Raw genomic sequence first — 19,353 nt, forward strand, 5'->3', positions numbered from 1 at the left:
CCCCCTCACCTACGGTGGCCCGATGGACCTCGGCCTCACCGTCCTCGGCTGCGCCACCCCCTACCCCACGGCGGACATCCCGTGCTCCGGCTACCTCCTCACCCACGACGACACTCGCGTGTGGATGGACGCCGGCACCGGCACCCTGGGCCCGCTCCAACGCCACACACGCCTGGAGGACCTGGACGCCATCTGGATCTCGCACCTGCACGCCGACCACAGCGCCGACCTGCTCACGACCTACTACGCGCTGCTGTTCGCGGACGTCTCGCGCCCGCCGGTGCCGCTCTACGGCCCGCCCGGCATCGCCGAACGCCTGGCGGGGTTCCTCACCAACGGGCCCGTGCGCAGCCCGGTCGAGGACGCGTTCGCCATCACCGAGCTGCGGGACGGGCACGAGGTGGCCGTCGGGTCGATGGTGCTGACCACCGCGGCGGTCGAGCACGGGATGCCCGCGTTCGGGGTGCGGGTCGAGGCGGGTGGGCGGTCGCTGACCTACTCCGGCGACACCGCGCCGTGCCCAAGGCTCACAGCGCTGGCCGAACGGACCGACGTGCTGGTGTGCGAGGCCGAGAGCACGACACCCAACGCCGTGCACCACACGCCTGAGGACGCGGGCGAGACGGCTGCGACGGCCGGGGTGAAGCGGTTGGTCGTCACGCACGTGGGCCGCTCCCTGACGCCGGAGGAAGCGGCCGTTCGTGCGTCCGCGCGGTACGCGGGGCCGATCGACCACGCGGTGCCGGGGGCGACCTTCACAGCTGGTTGATGCGCACCAGGTTGCCGGCCGGGTCGCGGAACGAGCAGTCGCGCACGCCCCACGGCTGGTCCTCGGGCTCCTGCAGCACCTCGCCCGCGCCGGAGGACTCGACCCACGCCCGCGCGCGGTCGAACGTGCCCTGCAGGTCCTTGGTGGCGAGTGACAACGCCGTGTAGACGCCCTTGGCCATCAGGACCGCGATGGTGCGGCGTTCCTCGTCGCTCACGCCGGGGTCCGCGGCGGGCGGGTGCAGGACGATGCCCGTCTCGGGCTGGTCGGGCGGGCCGACGGTGATCCAGCGCATGGTGCCCTGGCCGACGTCCTGGCGGACCTCGAAGCCGAGCGCGTCGCGGAAGAAGCCCAGTGACTTCTCGGGGTCGTCTGCGGGGAGGAAGGCCGCGGCGATGATGACTGACATGGCGGTCAACCTAATCCGACGGGCCGGTGGCCGCTTCTCGATTCCTGATCGGCCGCATCACGGCCTTGGCCTGGCAGTTCGGGATGCCCTGACCATCTGAGGCGGCGACCCTGCGGTACTGGCTCGGGGACATGCCGACCAGTTCGGAGAAGCGGGTGCTGAACGTGCCGAGCGAGGTGCAGCCGACCTCGAAGCAGACGTCGGTGACCGACATGTCGCCCCGGCGGAGCAGGGTCATGGCCCGCTCGATGCGGCGGGTCATGAGGTAGCTGTACGGCGACTCGCCGAAGGCCGCGCGGAAGGCGCGGGAGAGGTGGCCCGCGGACAGGTGGACGCCGCGGGCCAGCGCCGCCACGTCGAGCGGCTGCCGGTACTCGCGGTCGATCCTGTCGCGCACCTTGCGGAGCAGGACCAGTTCCTGCAGGCGCGGGTCTTGGGCGGTCACGAGGGACAGCCTAAGGCCCGCGCCTGACAGATCACTGACAGAAAATCAGCAGGCGCCCTGGTCGCGCCAGACGCCCCACTCACCGGTGGTGCCGGGCTCCTCGCCCTGCGTCCACCACTGGGCCCGCCACTTGCGGCCCTTGTGCGACACCTCGTTGCCGCCGGTGTAGACCTTGCCGCGGTCCCAGGCGGGCAGCGAACAGGTCTGCGGCGTCGTGGTGGTGGTCGTCGTCGTCGTGGTCGTAGTGGTGGTGGTCGTCGAAGTAGTGGTGGAAGTGGTCGTGGAGGTCGGCGTGGTGCCGCCCCCGATCCGCGGGTGGTCGGCCGAGATCGCGTACGACTGGCCGCCGAAGGTGAACACGAAGTTCGACGGCGTCGAGATCGGCAGCTGGTAGCTGACGGTCACCTCGATCGACGCGCCCGGTGCGAGAGACTGCCACGACGGCAGCGTGAGCTCCGCCTTCTGGAAGTCGCCCTTCAGACCGCCGACGTTCGGGCCGCTGTGTCCCTTCGACACGACCTTCAGCCCGAAGCCCGACTGGTCTCCCATGCTGCCGGGAGCGCTGGTGCCGTAGTCGAACGCGATCTTCGTGCCACCCGGGATGGTGACCGTCGAGCGGTTCGTGAACTTGATCTTCGGCGTGATCGGGTAGTTGTTGTCCCCCAGCGCGAAGCCGTACACGTCGACGTCCACGGCCAGCGACTGCGTCTGCTGCGCGGAGGCCTTCAGGTTGCCGTACGGGGCGGCGCCGTTGAGACCGGTGTTGATGGTCGACAGCAGCGTGTCACCGATGAAGTACTCGTTCTTCGCGGAGTCGAACCCGTAGTCGCCGGCGAGCTCCCAGATCATGATGCCGCCGAGGCCCTTGTCCTTGACGTACTTGGCCTTCTCCGCGATCGACTGCTCGGTCTCGGTGGAGAGGAACACCTTCTTGTCGTTGTTCCACAGCCACGGCGACTTCAGGGTCGAGTCGTAGTACGGCGCGTAGGTGCCGGTGAGGCGGTCGGTCGGGTCGTTGACCGGGTCGAGGCCGTACTGCGAGCCGTAGGAGCCGGTGATCTTGGCTTCCAGGTTCTTCGTGTGCCACAACGGGTTCACGCCGGACGGGACCTCGGCGCCACCCGCGGTGACGTCGTGCCACAGGTTGTCGATGCCCGACGCGCCGTTGCCGCACGGGGTGGTCGAGCCGACCGACGACCCGGTGCCGGGCGGGCACTGGGACTGGTTCGGCAGGGGCGCCTTGCCCCACAGGCCGTTCGTGCCCCCGGTGACGCCCTGCCAGCCGCGCGAGTAGAACGGCACGCCGATGTTGATGCGTCCGGCCTGCATGGCGCCGCGGTAGTAGTGGTACGACCAGTCGGTGTTCAGGTAGCCCATGCCCTCGTACTGCGGGGCCGTGTACACGCCACCCGCCGCGAGCTCGCCGTCCTTGCCGTCGTCGTAGAGAGCGGCGTTCGGGCCGACGAACTGGTTCCACGAGCCGTGCAGGTCGTAGCTCATGACGTTCAGGTAGTCGAGGTACTTGACGACCTGGTAGGCCTCCTGGCCGCGCAGCAGCCAGCCCGAGGCGGGCACGGCGGCGGTCAGCATGTAGTGCTTGCCGTCGGCGGCACCGGCGCGGTCGAGCTTCTCGCGCAGCGTCTTCATGATCGCCTGGTAGCCGGCCCACAGCGTGCCGCGGTTGGCGTTGGAGATCCAGAAGTCGTCGGGGTTGCCGGCGTGGTTGTTCGACGTCGCGTACTCGTAGTCGATGTCGGCGCCGTTGAAGCCGTACTTGCGCAGGAACTCGACGGTGCTGTCGGCGAACGTGTCGATCGCCGCCTGGTTCTGGCCGAGCTTGTAGAAGCCGCCCGACGCGTTGCGCGTGCCGTCGGCGTTGAAGAAGCCGCCGGTCTCAGCCCAGCCGCCGACCGAGATCAGGGTCTTGACGTTCGGGTACTGCTTCTTGAACTTGGTGAGCTGGTTGAAGTGCCCCTTGTAGGACAGCGACGGGTCCATCTCGGCGCCGGCGACACCGGGCCACTCCATGCCGATGGACGAGTTGTTCGCGTTGTTGTCACCGACCGAGATCTTGTTGTCCGCGCCGATGTGCGCGAACGCGTAGTTCAGGTGGGTGACCTTGTTCCAGGGGATGTCCTTGGCGAGGTACCCGGGCTGACCGTTCTTGCCGGTCCGCCAGCTGGTGAAGTACCCGATGACGCGTCTGGACTTGTCCCCCATGGTCTCGCGCCCGGCGGTGTCGTAGACGGTGCAGTACGGCACCTCGACACCCGGCGTCTTGTAGAGGCCGTCCGGCCGGCAGTCCTCGTGGGCTGCGGCTGCGGTCGGCGCGTTGGTCACAGCGATGACGGTCCCGGCTAGCAGAGCTAACACCGGGACCACTCTGGCGAGCAGTCGCAAGGGAAGGACCTCCTGGCTAGGGCGGCGGCCACTGCCGGGAACCGTAAAATGGTCCAGACCTTTGCGTCAATACTCGATCACTGACGAAAGGTGTCAGTGAATCGGTTTAGCGTCCCGTTCCATGAGCGAGAACGATTTCGACTTCCTCCACGGACGGTGGCGCGTGGCCCACCGCAAGATCGCCGACATCCCCGGCCGCGGCACGGAGTGGGTCGAGTTCGAGACCGACGGCGAGGCCAGACCCGTCCTGGGGGGCGCGGCGAACGTCGACACGATCCGAGCCGCCGACTGGGAGGGCCTGACGTTGCGTCAGTACGACCCGGTCGACGGCGTCTGGCGCATCTGGTGGGCCTCCACCCGCGCTCCGGGCAGGCTCGACCCGCCGCTGGAGGGCAGGTTCACCGACGGGCACGGCGTGTTCTTCGGCGACGACGTGGTCGGCGGGCACGAGGTGAAGCTCCGGTTCGACTGGACCGCCGGCGCCGAGCCCGTGTGGGAGCAGCGGTTCTCCTACGACGGCGGCGAGACCTGGGAGACGAACTGGGTCATGCGCTTCACCCGCGCCTGAGGCACCAGCCGTCAGTGGTGGTGCTGGTGGACGACCGCGTGGCCCTTGCCGCGCGAGATCATCCAGCGGTTCACCGGCACCGTCACCACGAACGCGACGGCCAGCGAGAACACGAGCGCCGCCCAGAACACCCAGTTGCCCAGGCCCGCGTCCATCGCGCCGGGCACGAGCAGCATGACACCGTTGTCGACGACCTCCATCACGGCGATCGAGACCGTGTCCGCCGCCAGCGCCACCCCGAGCGCCGCCTTGAACGCGAGGCCGGAGCGCAGCACCGGGCGGATCGTCAGCGAGTAGCCGAACACGAACGCGAGCACCACGGCGAGCACGATCGTGGCGAGGTTGCCCCAGCCGAGCGCCGTGCCGATGACCATGCCGAGCACCTCGCCGATCGCACAGCCGGTGAGGCAGTGCAGCGTCGCGGAGATCGCCTGCCTGGTCAGGCTCGCGGGAGCGTGGTGGTCCATGTCGTCCTCCTCGAAGTCGAGCCGAACAATACCCCTAGGGGGTACCCGTATCAAGCGATGCCGTCGTAGGGTGGGGCGCATGACGAGACGACGGCTCACCCAGTGGGTGCTGCTGTGCGCGCTCGTCCTCGCCGTCGTCGGGATGCACCACGTCGCGGCGGCGGAAACCCCGCACGCCGCGCACACGGTCTCCCACCAGCAGGAACAGCCGCACGAGCACGACCTGCTGCATCTGTGCCTAGCGGTCCTGGTCGCCGCGGCCGTCGTGCTGCTCGGCTGGTTCCTGGTGCGCACGGCGCTCCCCCTGCTCGCGGCCACCCGGTCCGAAGCGCCGCTGAGCACCCCGCAACGTCCGCCGCCGGGCGGAAGACAACTGCTCACGACTCTCTGCGTGCTGCGGAACTGAGTTCGTCAGTCCACTCAGCACTGTCCACAAACGCAGAGAGAAGAAGAATCCTGTGAAGAAGTCCCTCATCGGGGCTGTCATCGGCATGCTCGTTCTGAGCGCCTGTGGTGGTCCCGCGAACAACGCTGCCGACGTCACGTTCGCGCAGAGCATGGTCCCGCACCACGAACAGGCGCTGGACATGGCGAAGCTCGTGCCGTCCCGCAGCAGCGACGAGAAGGTGCGCGACCTGGCCGCGCGCATCGAGAAGGCCCAGGGCCCGGAGATCGCCCAGATGAACGAGTGGCTCCAGCAGTGGGGTGCCGAGCAGCACCAGAGCCACGAAGGTCACGACATGGCCGGGATGATGAGCGACGACGACATGGCACGGCTGGAGAAGGCGACCGGTCAGGAGTTCGACCGGCTCTGGCTCGACATGATGGTCAAGCACCACGAGGGTGCCGTCGAGATGGCGAGGACCGAGCTCGCCGAGGGCGAGGACGAGGGCGCCAAGAAGCTCGCCCAGGCCATCGTGGACGGTCAGCAGAAGGAGATCGCTGAGATGAAGGATCTCCTGAAGGGCTAACCGATCTGGGTCAGCGCGAGCCCGCCCGCCATCAGCACGGCGCACGCCAGGCCGTGCACGACGGGATTGCGCACCAGGAGCGCCACGAACTCCCGCAGGAACGCGCTCGGCACGAAGTACCAGGCCGTGGGCGCGCCGATCACCTGCAGCCGCAGGCCCTGCTTGCGGGAGAGCACGGCGGTGCGGAACACGTGGTAGTTGTTCGTGACCGCGACGACCCGGCCGTTGAGACCCCGCTCGGCGAGCAACGCCTTGCTGTAGCGGAGGTTCTCCTCGGTCGTGGTCGCCTGGTCCTCCATCACGACGTCCTCGTCCGGTACGCCGCGCTCGAGGAGGTACCGGCGCATCGCGAACGCCTCGGACACCTGCTCGTCCGAGCCCTGGCCGCCGGACACGACGATCACCGGCGTCCGGCCTGCCTCGCGGTCGCGCCGGTACAGCCGCATCGCGCGGTCGAGGCGGTTCGCGAGGAGCTTCGGCACGCGGTCGCCGATCAGGCCGGCGCCGAGCACCACGATGCCGTCGAACCCGTGGCGGCGGCCCGTCCGGCCGTAGATCACCGAGTAGAGCAGCAGGCTCACGAACAGGAACGCGATGTAGGCCGACACCAGGAACAGGCCGATGGCGGAGCCGCGGACCCAGTCGTTGGGCTGGGTGATGCCCCACGCGAAGTAGACCATCTCCGCCAGCAGGGCCAGGCCCGCGAGCAACGACAGCAGGTTGCCCAGCGAGCGGCCCTCGCGGCGGACCATCACCACGCCGTTGGCGAGCAACGCCAGCGGGAGCAGCAGCAGGCCCAGCACCGCCACCACGAACGCGAGCAGCAGCGGCAGGCTGACCAGGGGGTTGTCCTGCCCGGCCTCCGCCAGCAGGAGCAGCAGCATCACCAGCGTGATGCCGAGCCAGACGGCGTTGCTCAGGCGGCGGCGGTCGCGCGCCACCCCGTAGACGAAGAAGGCGGCGGGGATCAGGAACAGCAGGCCGGCGAGCACCGGCCAAGGATAGTGCCGGTGATCACCCGGTGCTGTCGGTGTTCTCCGGTTCGGTGTTCTCCGGCTTCGGGGCGGGCTTCGGCCGGGGCCTCAACGTGACCGCGCCCTTGGTGAGGTCGAGCGGACCGGTCTCCTCGTAGTCCTCGCCGGTGCCCGCGTCCGTCGCCTCACGCCGGACCTTGGGGCCCGGGAACAACTCACCCAACTGTCCCATGGCCCCGACCCTACCCTCAGAAGATGGCGATGAGCAGCACGATCAGGGCGATCGCGATGACGATCGGGATCCACATCGCACCCTGCGGCCTGCGGTAGTGCCTGCGGACCCGCTGCGTGCGGAACCAGCTGTAGGGGGCGCTGCGGCGGTGTTCGCGAACCCAGGGCATCTCATCCTCCTGACGAGTGGCTGTTAGCGCGGGGTTACCCGGATTCCGAGGCGCTCCTGTACTCCAGCCAGACCAATTTCCGCGATCTCGGGATCACCGATGTCGTTGCCGTACAGGACTTCGTGCCACGGCCCCAGCTGGTGCCAGATCAACGCCCGCGCGCGCAGCTCGTCCGTGACCCCGTACGTCTCGGCCACCGCGCCCGCGAACTCCGGCGGGGTGGAGTGCAGTGCCCACGCGAGGTCGATCGCCGCGTCGCCGACGTGCAGGTCGCCGAAGTCGATCACGCCGGTGAGCACGCCGTCGCGGCCCAGCACGTGTTCGGGCCCGAGATCGCCGTGGACGAGCGTGTCCGCCGGCAGGCCGTCGACCTTCGCCAGCAGCTCCTCACCGCCGGGAACCCGCACCTCGGCCCGGAACCGCTCCACGGGCAACGCCCTCGGCTCAACGCCCAGCGCGACCGCCTCGGAGACCGGGCACGCGTGCAGGGCGAGCAGGAACTCCCCCAGCTCACGGCCTTGGACTGCGTTGAGCGACTCCGGTTCGGCTCCCGGCACGAGCTCGTGCCGCACCACCACGGGATCGCGGGACACGACCACCGGCACCGGGACGGGCAGCGGCAGCCGGGGCGCGAGCCACGGCATCACCACCGACTCGCGCACGAGCTGCGGCCCGATCTCGGGGCGGCGCGGCCGCCGTTCCACCCAGCGCCCGCCGACCAGGACGGCCGTGCTGTCCCAGCCCTCACCGAGGTACGTCACGCGACCAGTGTGGACCGTGCAGAATCACCGGGGTGGCCGCCACCGTCTCCTCCAAGCTGCTGTCACTGCTCGGCACGTTCGACAGCGGGCACCGCCGCCAGACCCTGAGCGGCATCGCGCGGCGCTGCGGGCTCCCGGTCAGCACCACGCACCGGTTGCTCGCCGAGCTGACCGAGTGGGGCGCGGTGCGCAGGCTGGAGTCCGGCGAGTACGTGATCGGGCGGCGGATCTGGCGGCTCGGACTGCTGGCGGTCGGCGAGGTCGACCTCAGCCGGGTCGCCGAGCCGTTCCTGCACGACATCCACGCGGCCACGCGGGCGGTCGTCCACCTGGCCGTGCGCGAGGGGACGGAGGTGCTGTACCTGGACCGGGTGTCGGGGCACGCGTCGGTGCCGATCGTGAGCACGACCGGCAGCAGGTTGCCGTTGCACTCGACCGGCGTGGGGAAGGTGTTGCTCGCGCACGCGCCCGCGGAGGTGCAGGAGGAGGTCCTCGCGCACGGGCTGACGCGGATGACGGCCTTCACGGTCACCGAGCCGGGGCGGATGCGCGCGCAGCTGCACCGGATCCGGCGGGACGGGTACGCGCAGACGTTCGAGGAGATGACGCTCGGGGCGTGCAGCGTGGCCGTGCCGGTCGAGGTGGAGGGGCACGTCGTCGCGGCGCTCGGGATCGTCGTGCCGGACCTGCGCAACGTGCGGGCGCGGCTGGTGGCGGCGCTGCAGGTGGCGTCCAGGGGCATCGCGCGGATGCTGGAGCCGAGTTTCCACCCACCGGAAGCCGGGCTTGGATGAACTTTCACCCACCGCTTGAATCTCGGACGTGGCCAGCGACACTCGTGCACTTCTGATCGGCGGCGACAGCGTTCCGGCGCTGGACGGCCGCACCACCGACGACCTCAACCCCTTCACCGGTGAAGTCCACGCCGTCGTCGCGGCGGCGTCGCCCGCCGACGTCACGCGGGCCGTCGACGCGGCCGAGCGGGCCTTCCCCGAGTGGGCGGCCACGTCGCCGTCGGTGAAGCGCGGGATCCTGCTGCGCGCCGCGGACGCGTTGGAGGCGAGGACGCCGGAGGTCGTCGCGCTGATGGCGGCCGAGGTCGGTGGTGTCGGCGGCTGGGCCGGGTTCAACGTGATGCTGGCGGCGAACGTCCTGCGCGAGGCCGCCGCCGCGGTCACCCAGCCCGTCGGCGAGGTGCTGACTACGGAGGTGCCGGGCCAGCTGTCGCTCGCGGTCCGCGAACCGCTCGGCGTGGTCGCGGCCTTCGCGCCGTGGAACGCGCCGGTCATCCTGAGCACGCGGGCCGTCGCCGCGCCGCTCGCCGCCGGGAACACCGTGGTGCTCAAGCCCAGCGAGGACGCGCCGATCGCGGCCGGGCTGCTGATCGCCGAGGTGCTGCACGAGGCCGGACTGCCCGCGGGCGTGCTGAACGTCGTGACGAACGCGCCCGAGGACGCCGCCGCCGTCGCCGAGGCGCTGATCACCGACCCCCGCGTGCGCGCCGTGAACTTCACCGGGTCCACCGAGGTCGGCCGGATCGTCGGAACCCTTGCCGCGCACCACCTCAAGCCCGCCGTGCTGGAACTCGGTGGCAAGAACTCGTTGCTGGTGCTGGACGACGCGGACCTCGACCACGCCGTCGACGCGGCCACGTTCGGCGCCTTCCACAACGCGGGCCAGATCTGCATGTCGACGGACCGCGTCCTGGTGCACCGCTCGGTGGCCGAGGAGTTCACCGCGAAGCTCGCCGCCAAGGTGGGCTCGCTGCCGCACGGCGACCCGGCCGACCCCGGCACCGTGATCGGCCCGGTGATCAACCCGCGCGCCGCCTCCCGCGTCGCCGCGCTGGTGGCCGAGGCGGTCGAGTCGGGCGCTCGGGTCCGTGCGGGCGGCAACGGTGGTGCGACGGTGCTGGACGAGGTCACGCCGCAGATGCGGGTGTTCCGGGAGGAGATCTTCGGCCCCGCCGTGGTCGTCGTGCCCGTCGCGGACGACGACGAGGCCGTGGCCATCGCGAACGACACCGAGCACGGCCTCACCGCGGGCATCCTCACCGAGGACTCGCGGCGCGGACTCGGTCTCGCTCAACGGATCCGCACCGGCATCGTGCACGTCGGCAACCAGACCGTGGACGACGAGCCGCAGGCGCCGTTCGGGGGCGTGAAGTCCAGCGGCTACGGCAGGTTCGGCGGCCGGTGGGGCATCGAGGCGTTCTCCGCGACCCGCTGGGTGACGGTCGCGAGCCGGCACGGCCACTTCCCGTTCTAGGGGTACGGGCGAGGCCCCCGACCACGGAGGTCGGGGGCCTCGGCACACCAGCGGATCAGTGGCCCGCGGCCATCTCCGCCGCCAGCCTGTCGTCACCGCTCGTCTCCTTGAGCGGCTTCTCCTTGATGAACAGCACCGCCAGCAGCGCGAGCACCGCGAAAGGCACGCCCACCAGGAAGATCTCCGCGGTCGCCGTCGCGTAGATCTCGGCGATCACGGCCTTGATCTCGGGCGGCAGCACCGAGAGGTCCGGCACGGCGTGGCCGGACGCCTCGCCACCGGGCATCGCGCCGAACTTCTCCTCGCTCAGCGACGTGACCTTGTTGGCGAGCACGGCACCCAGGGCCGAGACACCGATCGCGCCGCCCAGGGAGCGGAAGAACGTCAGCGTCGAGGTGGTGGCGCCGAGGTCCTTGGCGGGCACGTCGTTCTGGGCGGCCAGGACCAGGTTCTGCATCATGAGACCCACGCCGACGCCGAGCACGAACATGTGCACGGACACCATGAACACCGACGTCTGCGCGGTGATCGTGGACAGCAGCAGCATGCCGCCGATCATGAACACGCCGCCGGAGACCAGGAAGGCCTTCCACTTGCCGTACTTCGTGATCAGCTGACCGGCCACGGTGGACGAGACCAGCAGGCCGAAGATCAACGGCAGGCCGAGCAGACCGGCCTGGGTCGGTGTCTTGCCCAGCGAGAGCTGGAAGTACTGCGACAGGAAGACCGTGCCGCCGAACATCGCGATGCCGACCAGGGCGCTGGCGACGGTCGCGAGGGAGACGGTGCGGTTGCGGAAGATCGACAGCGGCACGATCGGGTCGTGCGCCTTGGCCTCGACGCGGACGGCGGCCACGAGCAGCAGCACGCCGAGCGTGACCAGGCCGGCGGTCCAGGCGGACGCCCACTCGAACTTCTGACCGGCGAGCGACGACCAGATCAGCAGGGTCGAGACGCCGGACACGATCAGGAACGCACCCAGGTAGTCGATCTTCGTCTTCTCGTTGCGCACGACCGGCAGGTTCAGGGTGCGCTGCAGCATGTAGATCGCGGCGAGGGTGAACGGGATGCCGATGAAGAAGCACCAGCGCCAGCCGAGCCACGACGTGTCGACCAGCAGGCCGCCGATCAGCGGGCCCGCGACGGTGCCGACGCCGAACACCGCGCCGAACATGCCGGAGTACTTGCCGAGCTCGCGCGGCGGGATCATCGCCGCCATCACGATCGTCGCGAGCGCCGTGACGCCACCGGCGCCGAGGCCCTGCACGACGCGGCTGACGATGAGCATCTCGACGTTCTGCGAGAAGCCCGCGATCAGCGAGCCGGCGACGAAGAGGCTCAGCGACGCCTGGATCAGCAGCTTGCGGCTGTAGAGGTCGGCGAGCTTGCCCCACAACGGCACGGTCGCGGTCATCGCGAGCAGTTCGGCCGTGACGATCCACGCGAAGATCGACTGCGAGCCCTTGAGCTCGGCGACGATGCGCGGCAGCGCGTTGGACACGATCGTGCTGGCCAGGATCGACACGAACATGCCCATCATCAGGCCCCACATGGCCTGGACGACGTCGCGTCTGCTGTGGACCGGCGTCGCTTCAACGTCGGTGGTGGTCATGATCCCCCTTCGCGGTGGTGCGGTACGTGAGCCAGTCCGGCGCCGAACAGGTCGAACGCCTCCGTGACGAGGTCGCCGAGCGCGAGGCTGTCGTCGAGGGCCCAGCGCGTCACCGCGCACCGGAACGCGACGCTCCCGGCGGAGACCAGCAGCCGCGGGTACAGGTGGTCCTCGGGCAGCTCCGCCCGCCTGGCCACCGCGCTCGCGAGCAACTGCTCGGACTCCGCGCCGCTGGCGAACGCCCTGACCAGCAGGTCGGGGCGCTGCATCAGGACCTCCTTGCGCAGCAGCCACAGCTCACGGGCGCTGTCCAGCTCCTCGGTGATCTCCGCGAGCACCGAACACCGGTACGCCTCGAACGGCGTCACGGTGTCGGGGAAGGCGAGGACGCGCTCGGCCATGCGGGGGCCCACCTCGGGGTCCGCGCCGATCAGCGCCTCGTCCTTGCTGGCGAAGTAGTTGAAGAACGTGCGCACCGAGACGTCGGCCTCGGCCGCGATCTCCTCCACGGTGACGTGGTCGTAGCCCTTCACGGCGGCGAGACGCACGGTCGCCCGCTCGAGCGCGGCACGCGTCCGTCGCTTCTTGCGGTCGCGCAAGCTCTCCCCCGGCTGGTTCACCGGACCAGCGTACGAACTTTTTTGCAGTCACTGCAAGTTTGCAGAGTGTGAAGTAGACCTCGTCCGCGACGCCTACGACCAGGGGCTCTTCGGCCTCTCCTGGAGCTCGCCGTCGACGAACAGGTCGACCTTCTCACTGAAGAAGCACGCCATTCCAGCGACTTTCTGGCTCTCCGGCAGCGGCGAGCGGTAGATCCACACGAGGTCCTCGTGCAGCACGCCGTTCACCTCGACGGACCAGTAGTCGGCCGTCCCCTTGTAGGGGCACCGCGTCTGCGTGGCCGAAGGCCTGAGGAGATCGAATCGAACGTCGCTCAAGGGGAGGTAGAACCGCGGTGGAAGGCTCGTCTCGAACAGGATCCGCGGCTGCGCCGACGCCGCCAGCGTCACCCCGTCCAGCGCGATCCGCACGTGCCGCGAGCTGTTCAGGACGTCGACCCGCTTGTACGGGTCGCGCGGGTGGACGTAGATCGGCTCGTCCTCCTCGAGCCACTCGTCCATGGCGGCGAAGTCGAACCGCACGAGGTCACGCAGCTCCGGCGAGCCGGGGTAGGTCAGGGCCGCGCCCTCCGCCGTGCCGCCCCGCGTGACGACGTCGTGCACCACGGCGTCGTCCCTCGTCTCACCCGTCGGCTTCAGCTCGACGCGCACCGAGGACAGGGGCAGGTAGTAGGCGGGGTAGTGCGGCACCTCCCAGACCAGCCGCGGCGCGGTCGCGTCCGCGACCAGTTCGCCACCGAAGTACGCACGGACACGCTTCGCCGAGGTCTCCACTCGCAAGTCGCCCATGCCCCATGGCAACACGGGACGAGCCGGAAGGCTTCCCGGACGGCTAGGCGTCGCCGTCGAACAGGCTCGTCACCGAGCCGTCCTCGAAGACCTCCTGGATCGCCCGCGCCAGGAGCGGCGCGATGCCCAGGACCGTTATGCCGGGGAACCGCTTCTCGTGCGGGATCGGCAGGGTGTCGGTGAGGATCACCTCGCGCGCCTTGCTCGCCTTCAGCCGGTCGTAGGCGTCGCCGGACAGCACGCCGTGCGTCGCCACCAGGACGACGTCCTTCGCGCCCTGCTCCAGCAGCTGCCGCGCGGCCGTGGTGCTCGTCAGCGCCGTGTCGATCATGTCGTCCACCACGACGCAGGTGCGGCCCTCGACGTCGCCGACGACCCGGTTGGACGTGACCTCGTTGGGGCGCACCGGGTCGCGCGTCTTGTGGATGAACGCGATCGGGCAGCCGCCGAGCAGGTCGGCCCACTTCTCGGCGAGCCTCGTGCGGCCGGCGTCCGGGGAGACGATCGTCAGGTCCTCGTCGCGGTAGCGGGCACCGACGTGCTCGCTGAGCAGCCACATGGCGTGCAGGTGGTCGACCGGCCCGTCGAAGAAGCCCTGGGCCTGCGCGGTGTGCAGGTCGACCGTCACGATCCGGTCGGCGCCCGCGGTGGAGAACATGTCCGCGACCAGGCGGGCCGACACCGGTTCGCGGCCGGCGTACTTGCGGTCCTGGCGCGCGTACGGGTACGAGGGCACGACGGCGGTGATGCGCTTGGCCGAGGCGCGCTTCAGGGCGTCGACCACGAGCAGCTGCTCCACCAGCCTGTCGTTGACCGGCGCGCAGTGGCTCTGCAGGACGAACGCGTCCGCGCCGCGCACCGACTCCTCGAAGCGGACGAAGATCTCGCCGTTCGCGAAGTCGTAGGCGGCCTGCGGGGTGATCGCCACGCCCAGCTCGCCGGCCACGGCCTCCGCGAGCTCCGGGTGCGCCCTGCCGGTGAGCAGGATGAGCTGCCGCTTGGCGATGCCCTGCTTGCCGCTGACCATCGTCACGCTCCACGCTCGTCCGGCCCCGGCCCGATCGTTCAGCACGCGCGCGAGATCACGCAAACGACGTGTCCGTCCGATGAGATTCCACGTTGCTGAGCATTTCGGGTTAACCCCATCGGGGGCACCCACAGGGGGCCCAATAGCAGGGGCGAGTTCCCACGCTGGGTATAGATCGGGGGATCGGGATTCACCTCTTGGGGTAGAGCCGGTGTGATTTCTTGATCAGCGTGCTTGAGGGCTCAATGACCATCCCTACGCTCCTCCCATGCCGGAAAACCAGGACACACCTGGCACAACGACCCAAGCCCCTCCGACGACCCCGGTCGTGATGAGCACTCCCATCCACGACCAGATCGCCGACAGCCTCGGAGTTCGCCAGAAGCACCGACGCCCGGACTGACCGCCGCGGGGAAGACATCACGCGTCGGCTCGTCGCTCTCGGACCCTTCGCGTCCCAGTTGGCCGATCACGACTTTCGGCGGTCGACGGGGCCTGCCGGGAGCAGGTAGGAAGAGCGCTCCTGCGGACAAGAGGGGGAGCTTGCCGATGCGCATCACCGTGCTGGCCGCCGCGGCCGTGCTCATGATCACCGGCACGCCCGCGGTGCAGGCCTCGGGCGGTCCCGCCGTTCCGAAGATAGCCTGGACCGCCTGCGGCGCCGAACACCCCGGCTTCGAGTGCGCCTCCGTGAAGGTGCCGCTCGACTACGACGACCCGCGCGGCGCCACGACCACCATCGCGCTGGCGCGCAAGCCCGCGACGGACAAGGCGCGCCGGATCGGCTCGCTGTTCCTCAACCCCGGCGGTCCCGGTGGATCCGGCGTGAACTTCGCACTGGGGGCGGGCGACACCCTGTCGGAGAACCTGAGGGGCCGGTTCGACATCGTCGGGTTCGACCCGCGTGGCATCGGCAGGTCCGACCCGCTGCACTGCTTCTCGAGCGAGGCCGAGCTCGACGCGTTCTTCGAGGGAATCCCCGGCTTCCCCTACCAGGCCTCGCAGGAAAGGCCGTACTTCGAGCGCTACCGCTCACTCGGCCCGGAGTGCCGCGACGACCAGAAGATCACCCGGCACATGAGCACCGCCGACGTCGCACGGGACATGGACCTGCTGCGCCGCGCCGTGGGCGACCGCAAGATCAGCTACCTCGGCTTCTCCTACGGCTCGTTCCTCGGCACGACGTACGCGAACCTGTTCCCGGACAACATCCGCGCGCTCGTCATCGACGGTGTGCTCGACCCCGAGCTGTGGTCGAGCGGCCGGCAGATCCAGTCGGACCGGATCGCGACCGAGGAGGAGTTCGGAGAGTTCCTGCGCACCTGCGACGAGGCCGCCTGCGCGTTCGGCCCGCAGTCGGGGAAACGCTGGGACGCGTTGCTGAAGTCGGTGCGCGCCAAGCCGATCCAGCTCGGTGACGAGACCTTCACCTACGACGCCGTGATCGGCGCGGCGGTCGGCGCGATGTACTCGCCGAGCGACTGGCCGGCCACCGCCGAGCTCTTCGACCAGTTGTCGGACGCGGCCGCCGGCACGCTCTCCGCGGCAGCGGAACCGGACTACCCCAACGGCTTCGACGCCTACAACGGCAACGTGTGCGCGGACATCGAGTTCCCGCGCGCGTTCGAGGCGTACAGGGCGACTGCTCGTTACGCCGCAGCAGGTTCCGAGTTCGGCCCGTACTGGTGGTGGGGCAACGCGGCGTGCGCGGACTGGCCGACCAACCCCGACCGCTACACCGGACCGTGGCGCACCCGCACCTCCGCACCGGTCCTGGTGGTGGGCAACCACTTCGACGGCGTCACGGACTTCCGCGGCGCGCAGGCGGCCAACCGCCAGCTCGTGGGCAGCCGGTTGCTGGCCTACGCGGGTTGGGGGCACACGGCGTACGGGGTGAGCCGGTGCGCCACCGAGCACACGAACGCGTACCTGCTGGAGGGCACGTTGCCGCCGGTCGGGACGGTGTGCCCGGCGAACCCGAACCCGTTCCTGCCGACGGCGGCGGCCGCGGAGCCGCTGTTCAAGCCGGCGCGGAGGTAACCGACCGGGTTCAGGGCCGACGGGACGGGAAGTCCCGTCCCGTCAGTTCCTGGGCCAGTTCCACCGCCGCCCGCGCCGGGTCGTCCCCGAACCGGCTCCCGAACGCGTCGTGCACCCTCCACCCGGCATGGGTGAGCGCCCGCCACCGCGCGAGGTGCGCGTCCACGCCGGACGGGTGCGGGCGCGTCTCCACCGCCACGGCGGACTCCTTCTCCCCCACCACGAGGTCCACCCGCCACCGCCCCACCGGGTACCCCGTCCGCACGGTCAGCCCCGCCGCCCGCAGTTCCGCGGCCAGGCTCGCGGTCCAGGCGTCCTCGGGCTCGACGCCGGCGGTCTCCACGGGCGCCACGTCGGCGTGCCGCAGGTACTCACCGATCAGGCCGGGCGGCTCGGGCGCCGACGTGATGACGTGCACCTGCCTGCGCGCGCGAGTGGTCAGCACGGCGAGGAGGTTGCGGTCGTTCACGAAGCGCCACGCGCCGGGCTTCGCGTCCGCGGCGAGGCTGATCACGACCTCGTCGAACTCGCTGCCCTGCACGCCGTGCACGGTGCCGACGCGCACGCCGCCGGTGGTGATCTCGTCCAGCGTCAGCTCTGCGAGCAGCGCCTCTTCGAGCGCGTCGGCCTGGGCGCGGAACGGGGTCACGACGCCGATCGACCGCACGCCCGCGGCGATCCGCTTGCGGACGTGGGCGAGCACGGCGGCGACCTCGGCCTGGTTGACGCCCTTCGCGGTGCGGTCGCCTTCGACGCGTTCGGTGTCGATGCAGTCGACGTCCGCGATCGACGGGTGCGTGGTCAGCAGCGCGATCTTGCCGTCGTAGAAGCGCTGCGCCGCGAAGCCGATCAGGTGCGGCGCGCAGCGGTGGTGCTCGTCGAGCCAGTGCACGCCCGCCGTCGCCGCGCCCGCGTCGAACAGGCTCACCTTCGGCACGTCCAGCCGGTCGCGCAGGTCCTGGGTGCCCTCCGCGTCCACCGCCGCCTGCACCGCCTGGTCGCTCACGAACGACACGTGCCGCAGTTGCCGGGGGTCGCCGCCGATCACCGCGGAACGGCCGCGCAGCAACGCCGGTGCGGCGAGCGGCTGGTCGACGTGGCTCGCCTCGTCGATGACCACCAGGTCGAACATGCCGGGCACGGGCGGCAGGATGTCCTCGACGTCGGACAGCGTGCCCACCCACAACGGCAGTGCCGCCACCAGGTCCGCGCTGTCGATCTCGGCCAGTCCGCGCCGCCGCGCCGCCCGGCCGGACCGCAACGCCTTCGCCAGCGCCGCCACGGCCCGTCGCGCGCCCGCTCCCCGGCGGCTGACCGCGTACTCGCGCAGCCACGCGGCCGTCGCGGTGCGGCTCGCTCCGTCGTGCTCGCTCAGCAACGGCCGCAGCTCACCGAACGTGGTGCCGCCGTTCGTGCCGATCCGGACGGCGGCCGCGGTCTGCGAGGCCGCGTCGACGGCGGCGGCGAGGTCCTCGACGGAGACGTCGTCCGCTCCGGCCAGTCCGCGTGCCTTCCTCAGCGCCCACGACGTCCGCAGTCCACTGAGGAATCCGGTGCGAGGCGTGAGAAGTCCGCGTAACGCAACCAGATCCACGCCCGCCTCGAACGCTTTCGGTGCCACGGCCCGATGCGCCGGCATCAACGCCTGGTGCTTGCGCGCCTCGGCGGCCAGTTGTTCGTCGGAGAGCGAGCCACCGGCCGTGCGTTCGACGCGCTGCGCGGCCGCCGCGGCCGCACGGCGCACGCGGTCGAGCTCCCTCACCTGGTCGGGGTTGCTCGTCGCGGTCAGCCCGTCGCTGAGTTCGCGCGCCATCTCCTGCCGCAGCTCGGAGTCGCCGAACAGCACCGGAACCGGCCCGCCCGCCTTGCGCAGCGCCCCGCCGAGCACGTCGGCGGCGTTGCGGGTGCGGCTCGCGAGGAGCACGGACTTCCCCGCCGCCACAGCGTCGAGGGCCAACGCCGCGAGAGTGTGGGTCTTGCCCGCGCCGGGAGGCCCGCCCACGACCGTGATCCGCGCACGGCGGGCGTGCTCGACGGCCCGCATCTGGCTGTGGCTCAACGGCAACGCGGAACTGATCGGCTCGTCGTGCGCGTCCGGTTCCGACACGGCCCCGTCGTACAGCGCCGCGAACGCCGTGCCGTCGAGCCCCTTCCTGGCCGACCAGTCGAACAGGGCCGTGCCCTGCTCGGTCTTCACGACGGGCTCGCCCGCGTGCAGCCCGGCGCCCATCGCCACGACGAGCTCGTCGCCGGAGATCAGCCTCTTGGGGTCGTCGCGCACGACCGGCACGCCCTCGAACCCGGCCAGCCGGAGCGTCTCGGTGATCCACTCCTCGGTCGGGGCGAGCGCGGCCTCCCGTTCCGCGGTCCGCGCCCAGTCGTCGATCAGCGGGAACACCCCGGCGTCACCGGCGACGTGGTAGGCGTAGTTCAGCCCGCTGGAGTGGTGCAGCCGGACCGGCCGGGACACCAGCGGGAGGCAGACCCGCCGCCGTTGCCCGCCGATCTGCGCGGGCCCGGTGAGGAACGCCCAGCCGAGCCGCAGCACCCTGTCCTCCTGGTGCAGCGCGTCGTACGCGGCCAGGTGCTCGACCTCGGCGCGGGCCTGCCTGAGGGCCGTCCACCACACCGGCGTCCACTGCGGACCCTCCTGCTCCAGCGTGATCGCCCGCCACGACGGCTCGTGGTCGCCCTGCCACAGCAGACCGGCCGCCTTGGTGAGGTCGAGCTGGAGCTTCTGGGGCTGCTCGGCGGCACTCAGCCGGGCCAGGGTGCGCAACACGGCCGAAACGTTCACGCGGGACATCGTGCCATTCGAGGCGGTAGCTTCGT

Annotated in this window: 20 protein-coding genes; 7 read left to right on the top strand and 13 right to left on the bottom strand. The window is 70.5% G+C overall.

Going from position 1 to position 19,353, the window contains the following annotated elements:
* The first annotated feature begins 22 nt into the window (after positions 1 to 22).
* On the top strand, positions 23 to 769 hold the full coding sequence (locus BMY74_RS06305) for an MBL fold metallo-hydrolase (RefSeq protein ID WP_089911044.1): 747 nt from the start codon (positions 23 to 25) through the stop codon (positions 767 to 769).
* On the opposite strand, the gene BMY74_RS06310 is transcribed toward BMY74_RS06305, so the two are convergent.
* The 3 genes from BMY74_RS06310 to BMY74_RS06320 are packed head-to-tail and all read right to left on the bottom strand — an operon-like array spanning position 756 to position 3,969.
* Positions 756 to 1,178, bottom strand: coding sequence for a VOC family protein (locus BMY74_RS06310; RefSeq protein ID WP_089912485.1), 423 nt, complete (start codon positions 1,176 to 1,178; stop codon positions 756 to 758). The two genes, BMY74_RS06305 and BMY74_RS06310, sit on opposite strands and share 14 nt — an antisense overlap.
* A 10-nt stretch (positions 1,179 to 1,188) precedes the next feature.
* A complete protein-coding gene (locus BMY74_RS06315; RefSeq protein ID WP_371927705.1) occupies positions 1,189 to 1,623 on the bottom strand; it encodes a helix-turn-helix transcriptional regulator in 435 nt (144 codons plus the stop codon).
* 45 nt (positions 1,624 to 1,668) lie between these two features.
* A complete protein-coding gene (locus BMY74_RS06320; RefSeq protein WP_425434821.1) occupies positions 1,669 to 3,969 on the bottom strand; it encodes a glycosyl hydrolase family 18 protein in 2,301 nt (766 codons plus the stop codon).
* A 175-nt stretch (positions 3,970 to 4,144) separates the two neighbouring features.
* Here BMY74_RS06320 and BMY74_RS06325 point away from each other — a divergent pair, with 175 nt between their 5' ends.
* Positions 4,145 to 4,591: a hypothetical protein gene (locus BMY74_RS06325; RefSeq protein WP_089911050.1), complete on the top strand. Its 447-nt coding sequence runs from the start codon at positions 4,145 to 4,147 to the stop codon at positions 4,589 to 4,591.
* Positions 4,592 to 4,602: 11 nt separating this feature from the next.
* Here BMY74_RS06325 and BMY74_RS06330 read toward each other — a convergent pair whose 3' ends face one another.
* Complete coding sequence (locus BMY74_RS06330) at positions 4,603 to 5,058, bottom strand: DUF4396 domain-containing protein (RefSeq protein ID WP_089911053.1); 456 nt, start codon at positions 5,056 to 5,058, stop codon at positions 4,603 to 4,605.
* 79 nt (positions 5,059 to 5,137) lie between these two features.
* Between BMY74_RS06330 and BMY74_RS06335 the strand changes: the two genes are divergently transcribed.
* Positions 5,138 to 5,464 (top strand): hypothetical protein, encoded by a 327-nt coding sequence (locus BMY74_RS06335; protein WP_245785935.1) that lies wholly within the window; start codon positions 5,138 to 5,140, stop codon positions 5,462 to 5,464.
* Between the two features lie 52 nt (positions 5,465 to 5,516).
* Positions 5,517 to 6,029 (top strand): DUF305 domain-containing protein, encoded by a 513-nt coding sequence (locus BMY74_RS06340; protein ID WP_342716612.1) that lies wholly within the window; start codon positions 5,517 to 5,519, stop codon positions 6,027 to 6,029.
* Here BMY74_RS06340 and BMY74_RS06345 read toward each other — a convergent pair.
* Genes BMY74_RS06345 through BMY74_RS06355 form a run of 4 tightly spaced genes read right to left on the bottom strand, consistent with a single transcriptional unit; the run spans position 6,026 to position 8,165 of the window.
* Positions 6,026 to 7,021 carry a YdcF family protein gene (locus BMY74_RS06345; RefSeq protein WP_245785936.1) on the bottom strand — a complete coding sequence of 332 codons (996 nt, stop codon included), beginning with the start codon at positions 7,019 to 7,021 and terminating at the stop codon, positions 6,026 to 6,028. The genes BMY74_RS06340 and BMY74_RS06345 overlap by 4 nt on opposite strands.
* A 22-nt stretch (positions 7,022 to 7,043) precedes the next feature.
* Positions 7,044 to 7,235 carry a hypothetical protein gene (locus BMY74_RS06350; RefSeq protein ID WP_089911059.1) on the bottom strand — a complete coding sequence of 64 codons (192 nt, stop codon included), beginning with the start codon at positions 7,233 to 7,235 and terminating at the stop codon, positions 7,044 to 7,046.
* A gap of 16 nt (positions 7,236 to 7,251) precedes the next feature.
* Positions 7,252 to 7,404 carry a hypothetical protein gene (locus BMY74_RS44835; RefSeq protein WP_177229603.1) on the bottom strand — a complete coding sequence of 51 codons (153 nt, stop codon included), beginning with the start codon at positions 7,402 to 7,404 and terminating at the stop codon, positions 7,252 to 7,254.
* 23 nt (positions 7,405 to 7,427) lie between these two features.
* On the bottom strand, positions 7,428 to 8,165 hold the full coding sequence (locus BMY74_RS06355) for an aminoglycoside phosphotransferase family protein (protein WP_089911062.1): 738 nt from the start codon (positions 8,163 to 8,165) through the stop codon (positions 7,428 to 7,430).
* 23 nt (positions 8,166 to 8,188) lie between these two features.
* Between BMY74_RS06355 and BMY74_RS06360 the strand changes: the two genes are divergently transcribed.
* Together BMY74_RS06360 and BMY74_RS06365 are read left to right on the top strand one after the other, a co-directional pair.
* The gene (locus BMY74_RS06360) at positions 8,189 to 8,959 is read left to right on the top strand and encodes an IclR family transcriptional regulator (RefSeq protein WP_218159563.1); all 771 of its coding nucleotides are present in this window, start codon (positions 8,189 to 8,191) and stop codon (positions 8,957 to 8,959) included.
* A 28-nt stretch (positions 8,960 to 8,987) separates the two neighbouring features.
* Positions 8,988 to 10,433: an aldehyde dehydrogenase family protein gene (locus tag BMY74_RS06365; RefSeq protein WP_089911068.1), complete on the top strand. Its 1,446-nt coding sequence runs from the start codon at positions 8,988 to 8,990 to the stop codon at positions 10,431 to 10,433.
* A gap of 55 nt (positions 10,434 to 10,488) precedes the next feature.
* Here BMY74_RS06365 and BMY74_RS06370 read toward each other — a convergent pair whose 3' ends face one another.
* The 4 genes from BMY74_RS06370 to BMY74_RS06385 form a co-directional block, all read right to left on the bottom strand.
* Entirely contained in the window at positions 10,489 to 12,045 is a 1,557-nt protein-coding gene (locus BMY74_RS06370) for an MDR family MFS transporter (protein WP_089911071.1), read from the bottom strand.
* Positions 12,042 to 12,665, bottom strand: coding sequence for a TetR/AcrR family transcriptional regulator (locus BMY74_RS06375; protein WP_177229604.1), 624 nt, complete (start codon positions 12,663 to 12,665; stop codon positions 12,042 to 12,044). The genes BMY74_RS06370 and BMY74_RS06375 overlap by 4 nt, the downstream gene beginning before the upstream one ends.
* Before the next feature lie 72 nt (positions 12,666 to 12,737).
* Entirely contained in the window at positions 12,738 to 13,454 is a 717-nt protein-coding gene (locus BMY74_RS06380) for a DUF427 domain-containing protein (protein ID WP_089911077.1), read from the bottom strand.
* Between the two features lie 43 nt (positions 13,455 to 13,497).
* The gene (locus BMY74_RS06385; RefSeq protein ID WP_089912498.1) at positions 13,498 to 14,481 is read right to left on the bottom strand and encodes a ribose-phosphate diphosphokinase; all 984 of its coding nucleotides are present in this window, start codon (positions 14,479 to 14,481) and stop codon (positions 13,498 to 13,500) included.
* A 549-nt stretch (positions 14,482 to 15,030) separates the two neighbouring features.
* On the opposite strand from BMY74_RS06385, the gene BMY74_RS06390 reads away from it, so the two are divergent.
* Entirely contained in the window at positions 15,031 to 16,521 is a 1,491-nt protein-coding gene (locus BMY74_RS06390; RefSeq protein ID WP_089911080.1) for an alpha/beta hydrolase, read from the top strand.
* 10 nt (positions 16,522 to 16,531) lie between these two features.
* Here BMY74_RS06390 and BMY74_RS06395 read toward each other — a convergent pair whose 3' ends face one another.
* Positions 16,532 to 19,318, bottom strand: a complete 2,787-nt coding sequence (locus tag BMY74_RS06395; protein WP_143091466.1) for an AAA domain-containing protein — start codon at positions 19,316 to 19,318, stop codon at positions 16,532 to 16,534.
* Positions 19,319 to 19,353 lie beyond the last annotated feature (35 nt).

The sequence above is a fragment of the Lentzea albida genome, from assembly GCF_900111005.1.
Classification (GTDB): domain Bacteria; phylum Actinomycetota; class Actinomycetes; order Mycobacteriales; family Pseudonocardiaceae; genus Lentzea; species Lentzea albida.

Excerpts from the sequence above, each read along its gene's own strand:
- BMY74_RS06305 (WP_089911044.1), top strand. The coding sequence starts at position 23 with ATGGACCTCGGCCTCACCGTCCTCGGCTGCGCCACCCCCTACCCCACG.
- BMY74_RS06310 (WP_089912485.1), bottom strand. The coding sequence starts at position 1,178 with ATGTCAGTCATCATCGCCGCGGCCTTCCTCCCCGCAGACGACCCCGAG.
- BMY74_RS06325 (WP_089911050.1), top strand. The coding sequence starts at position 4,145 with ATGAGCGAGAACGATTTCGACTTCCTCCACGGACGGTGGCGCGTGGCC.
- BMY74_RS06330 (WP_089911053.1), bottom strand. The coding sequence starts at position 5,058 with ATGGACCACCACGCTCCCGCGAGCCTGACCAGGCAGGCGATCTCCGCG.
- BMY74_RS06335 (WP_245785935.1), top strand. The coding sequence starts at position 5,138 with ATGACGAGACGACGGCTCACCCAGTGGGTGCTGCTGTGCGCGCTCGTC.
- BMY74_RS06350 (WP_089911059.1), bottom strand. The coding sequence starts at position 7,235 with ATGGGACAGTTGGGTGAGTTGTTCCCGGGCCCCAAGGTCCGGCGTGAG.
- BMY74_RS44835 (WP_177229603.1), bottom strand. The coding sequence starts at position 7,404 with ATGCCCTGGGTTCGCGAACACCGCCGCAGCGCCCCCTACAGCTGGTTC.
- BMY74_RS06370 (WP_089911071.1), bottom strand. The coding sequence starts at position 12,045 with ATGACCACCACCGACGTTGAAGCGACGCCGGTCCACAGCAGACGCGAC.
- BMY74_RS06380 (WP_089911077.1), bottom strand. The coding sequence starts at position 13,454 with ATGGGCGACTTGCGAGTGGAGACCTCGGCGAAGCGTGTCCGTGCGTAC.
- BMY74_RS06385 (WP_089912498.1), bottom strand. The coding sequence starts at position 14,481 with ATGGTCAGCGGCAAGCAGGGCATCGCCAAGCGGCAGCTCATCCTGCTC.
- BMY74_RS06390 (WP_089911080.1), top strand. The coding sequence starts at position 15,031 with ATGCGCATCACCGTGCTGGCCGCCGCGGCCGTGCTCATGATCACCGGC.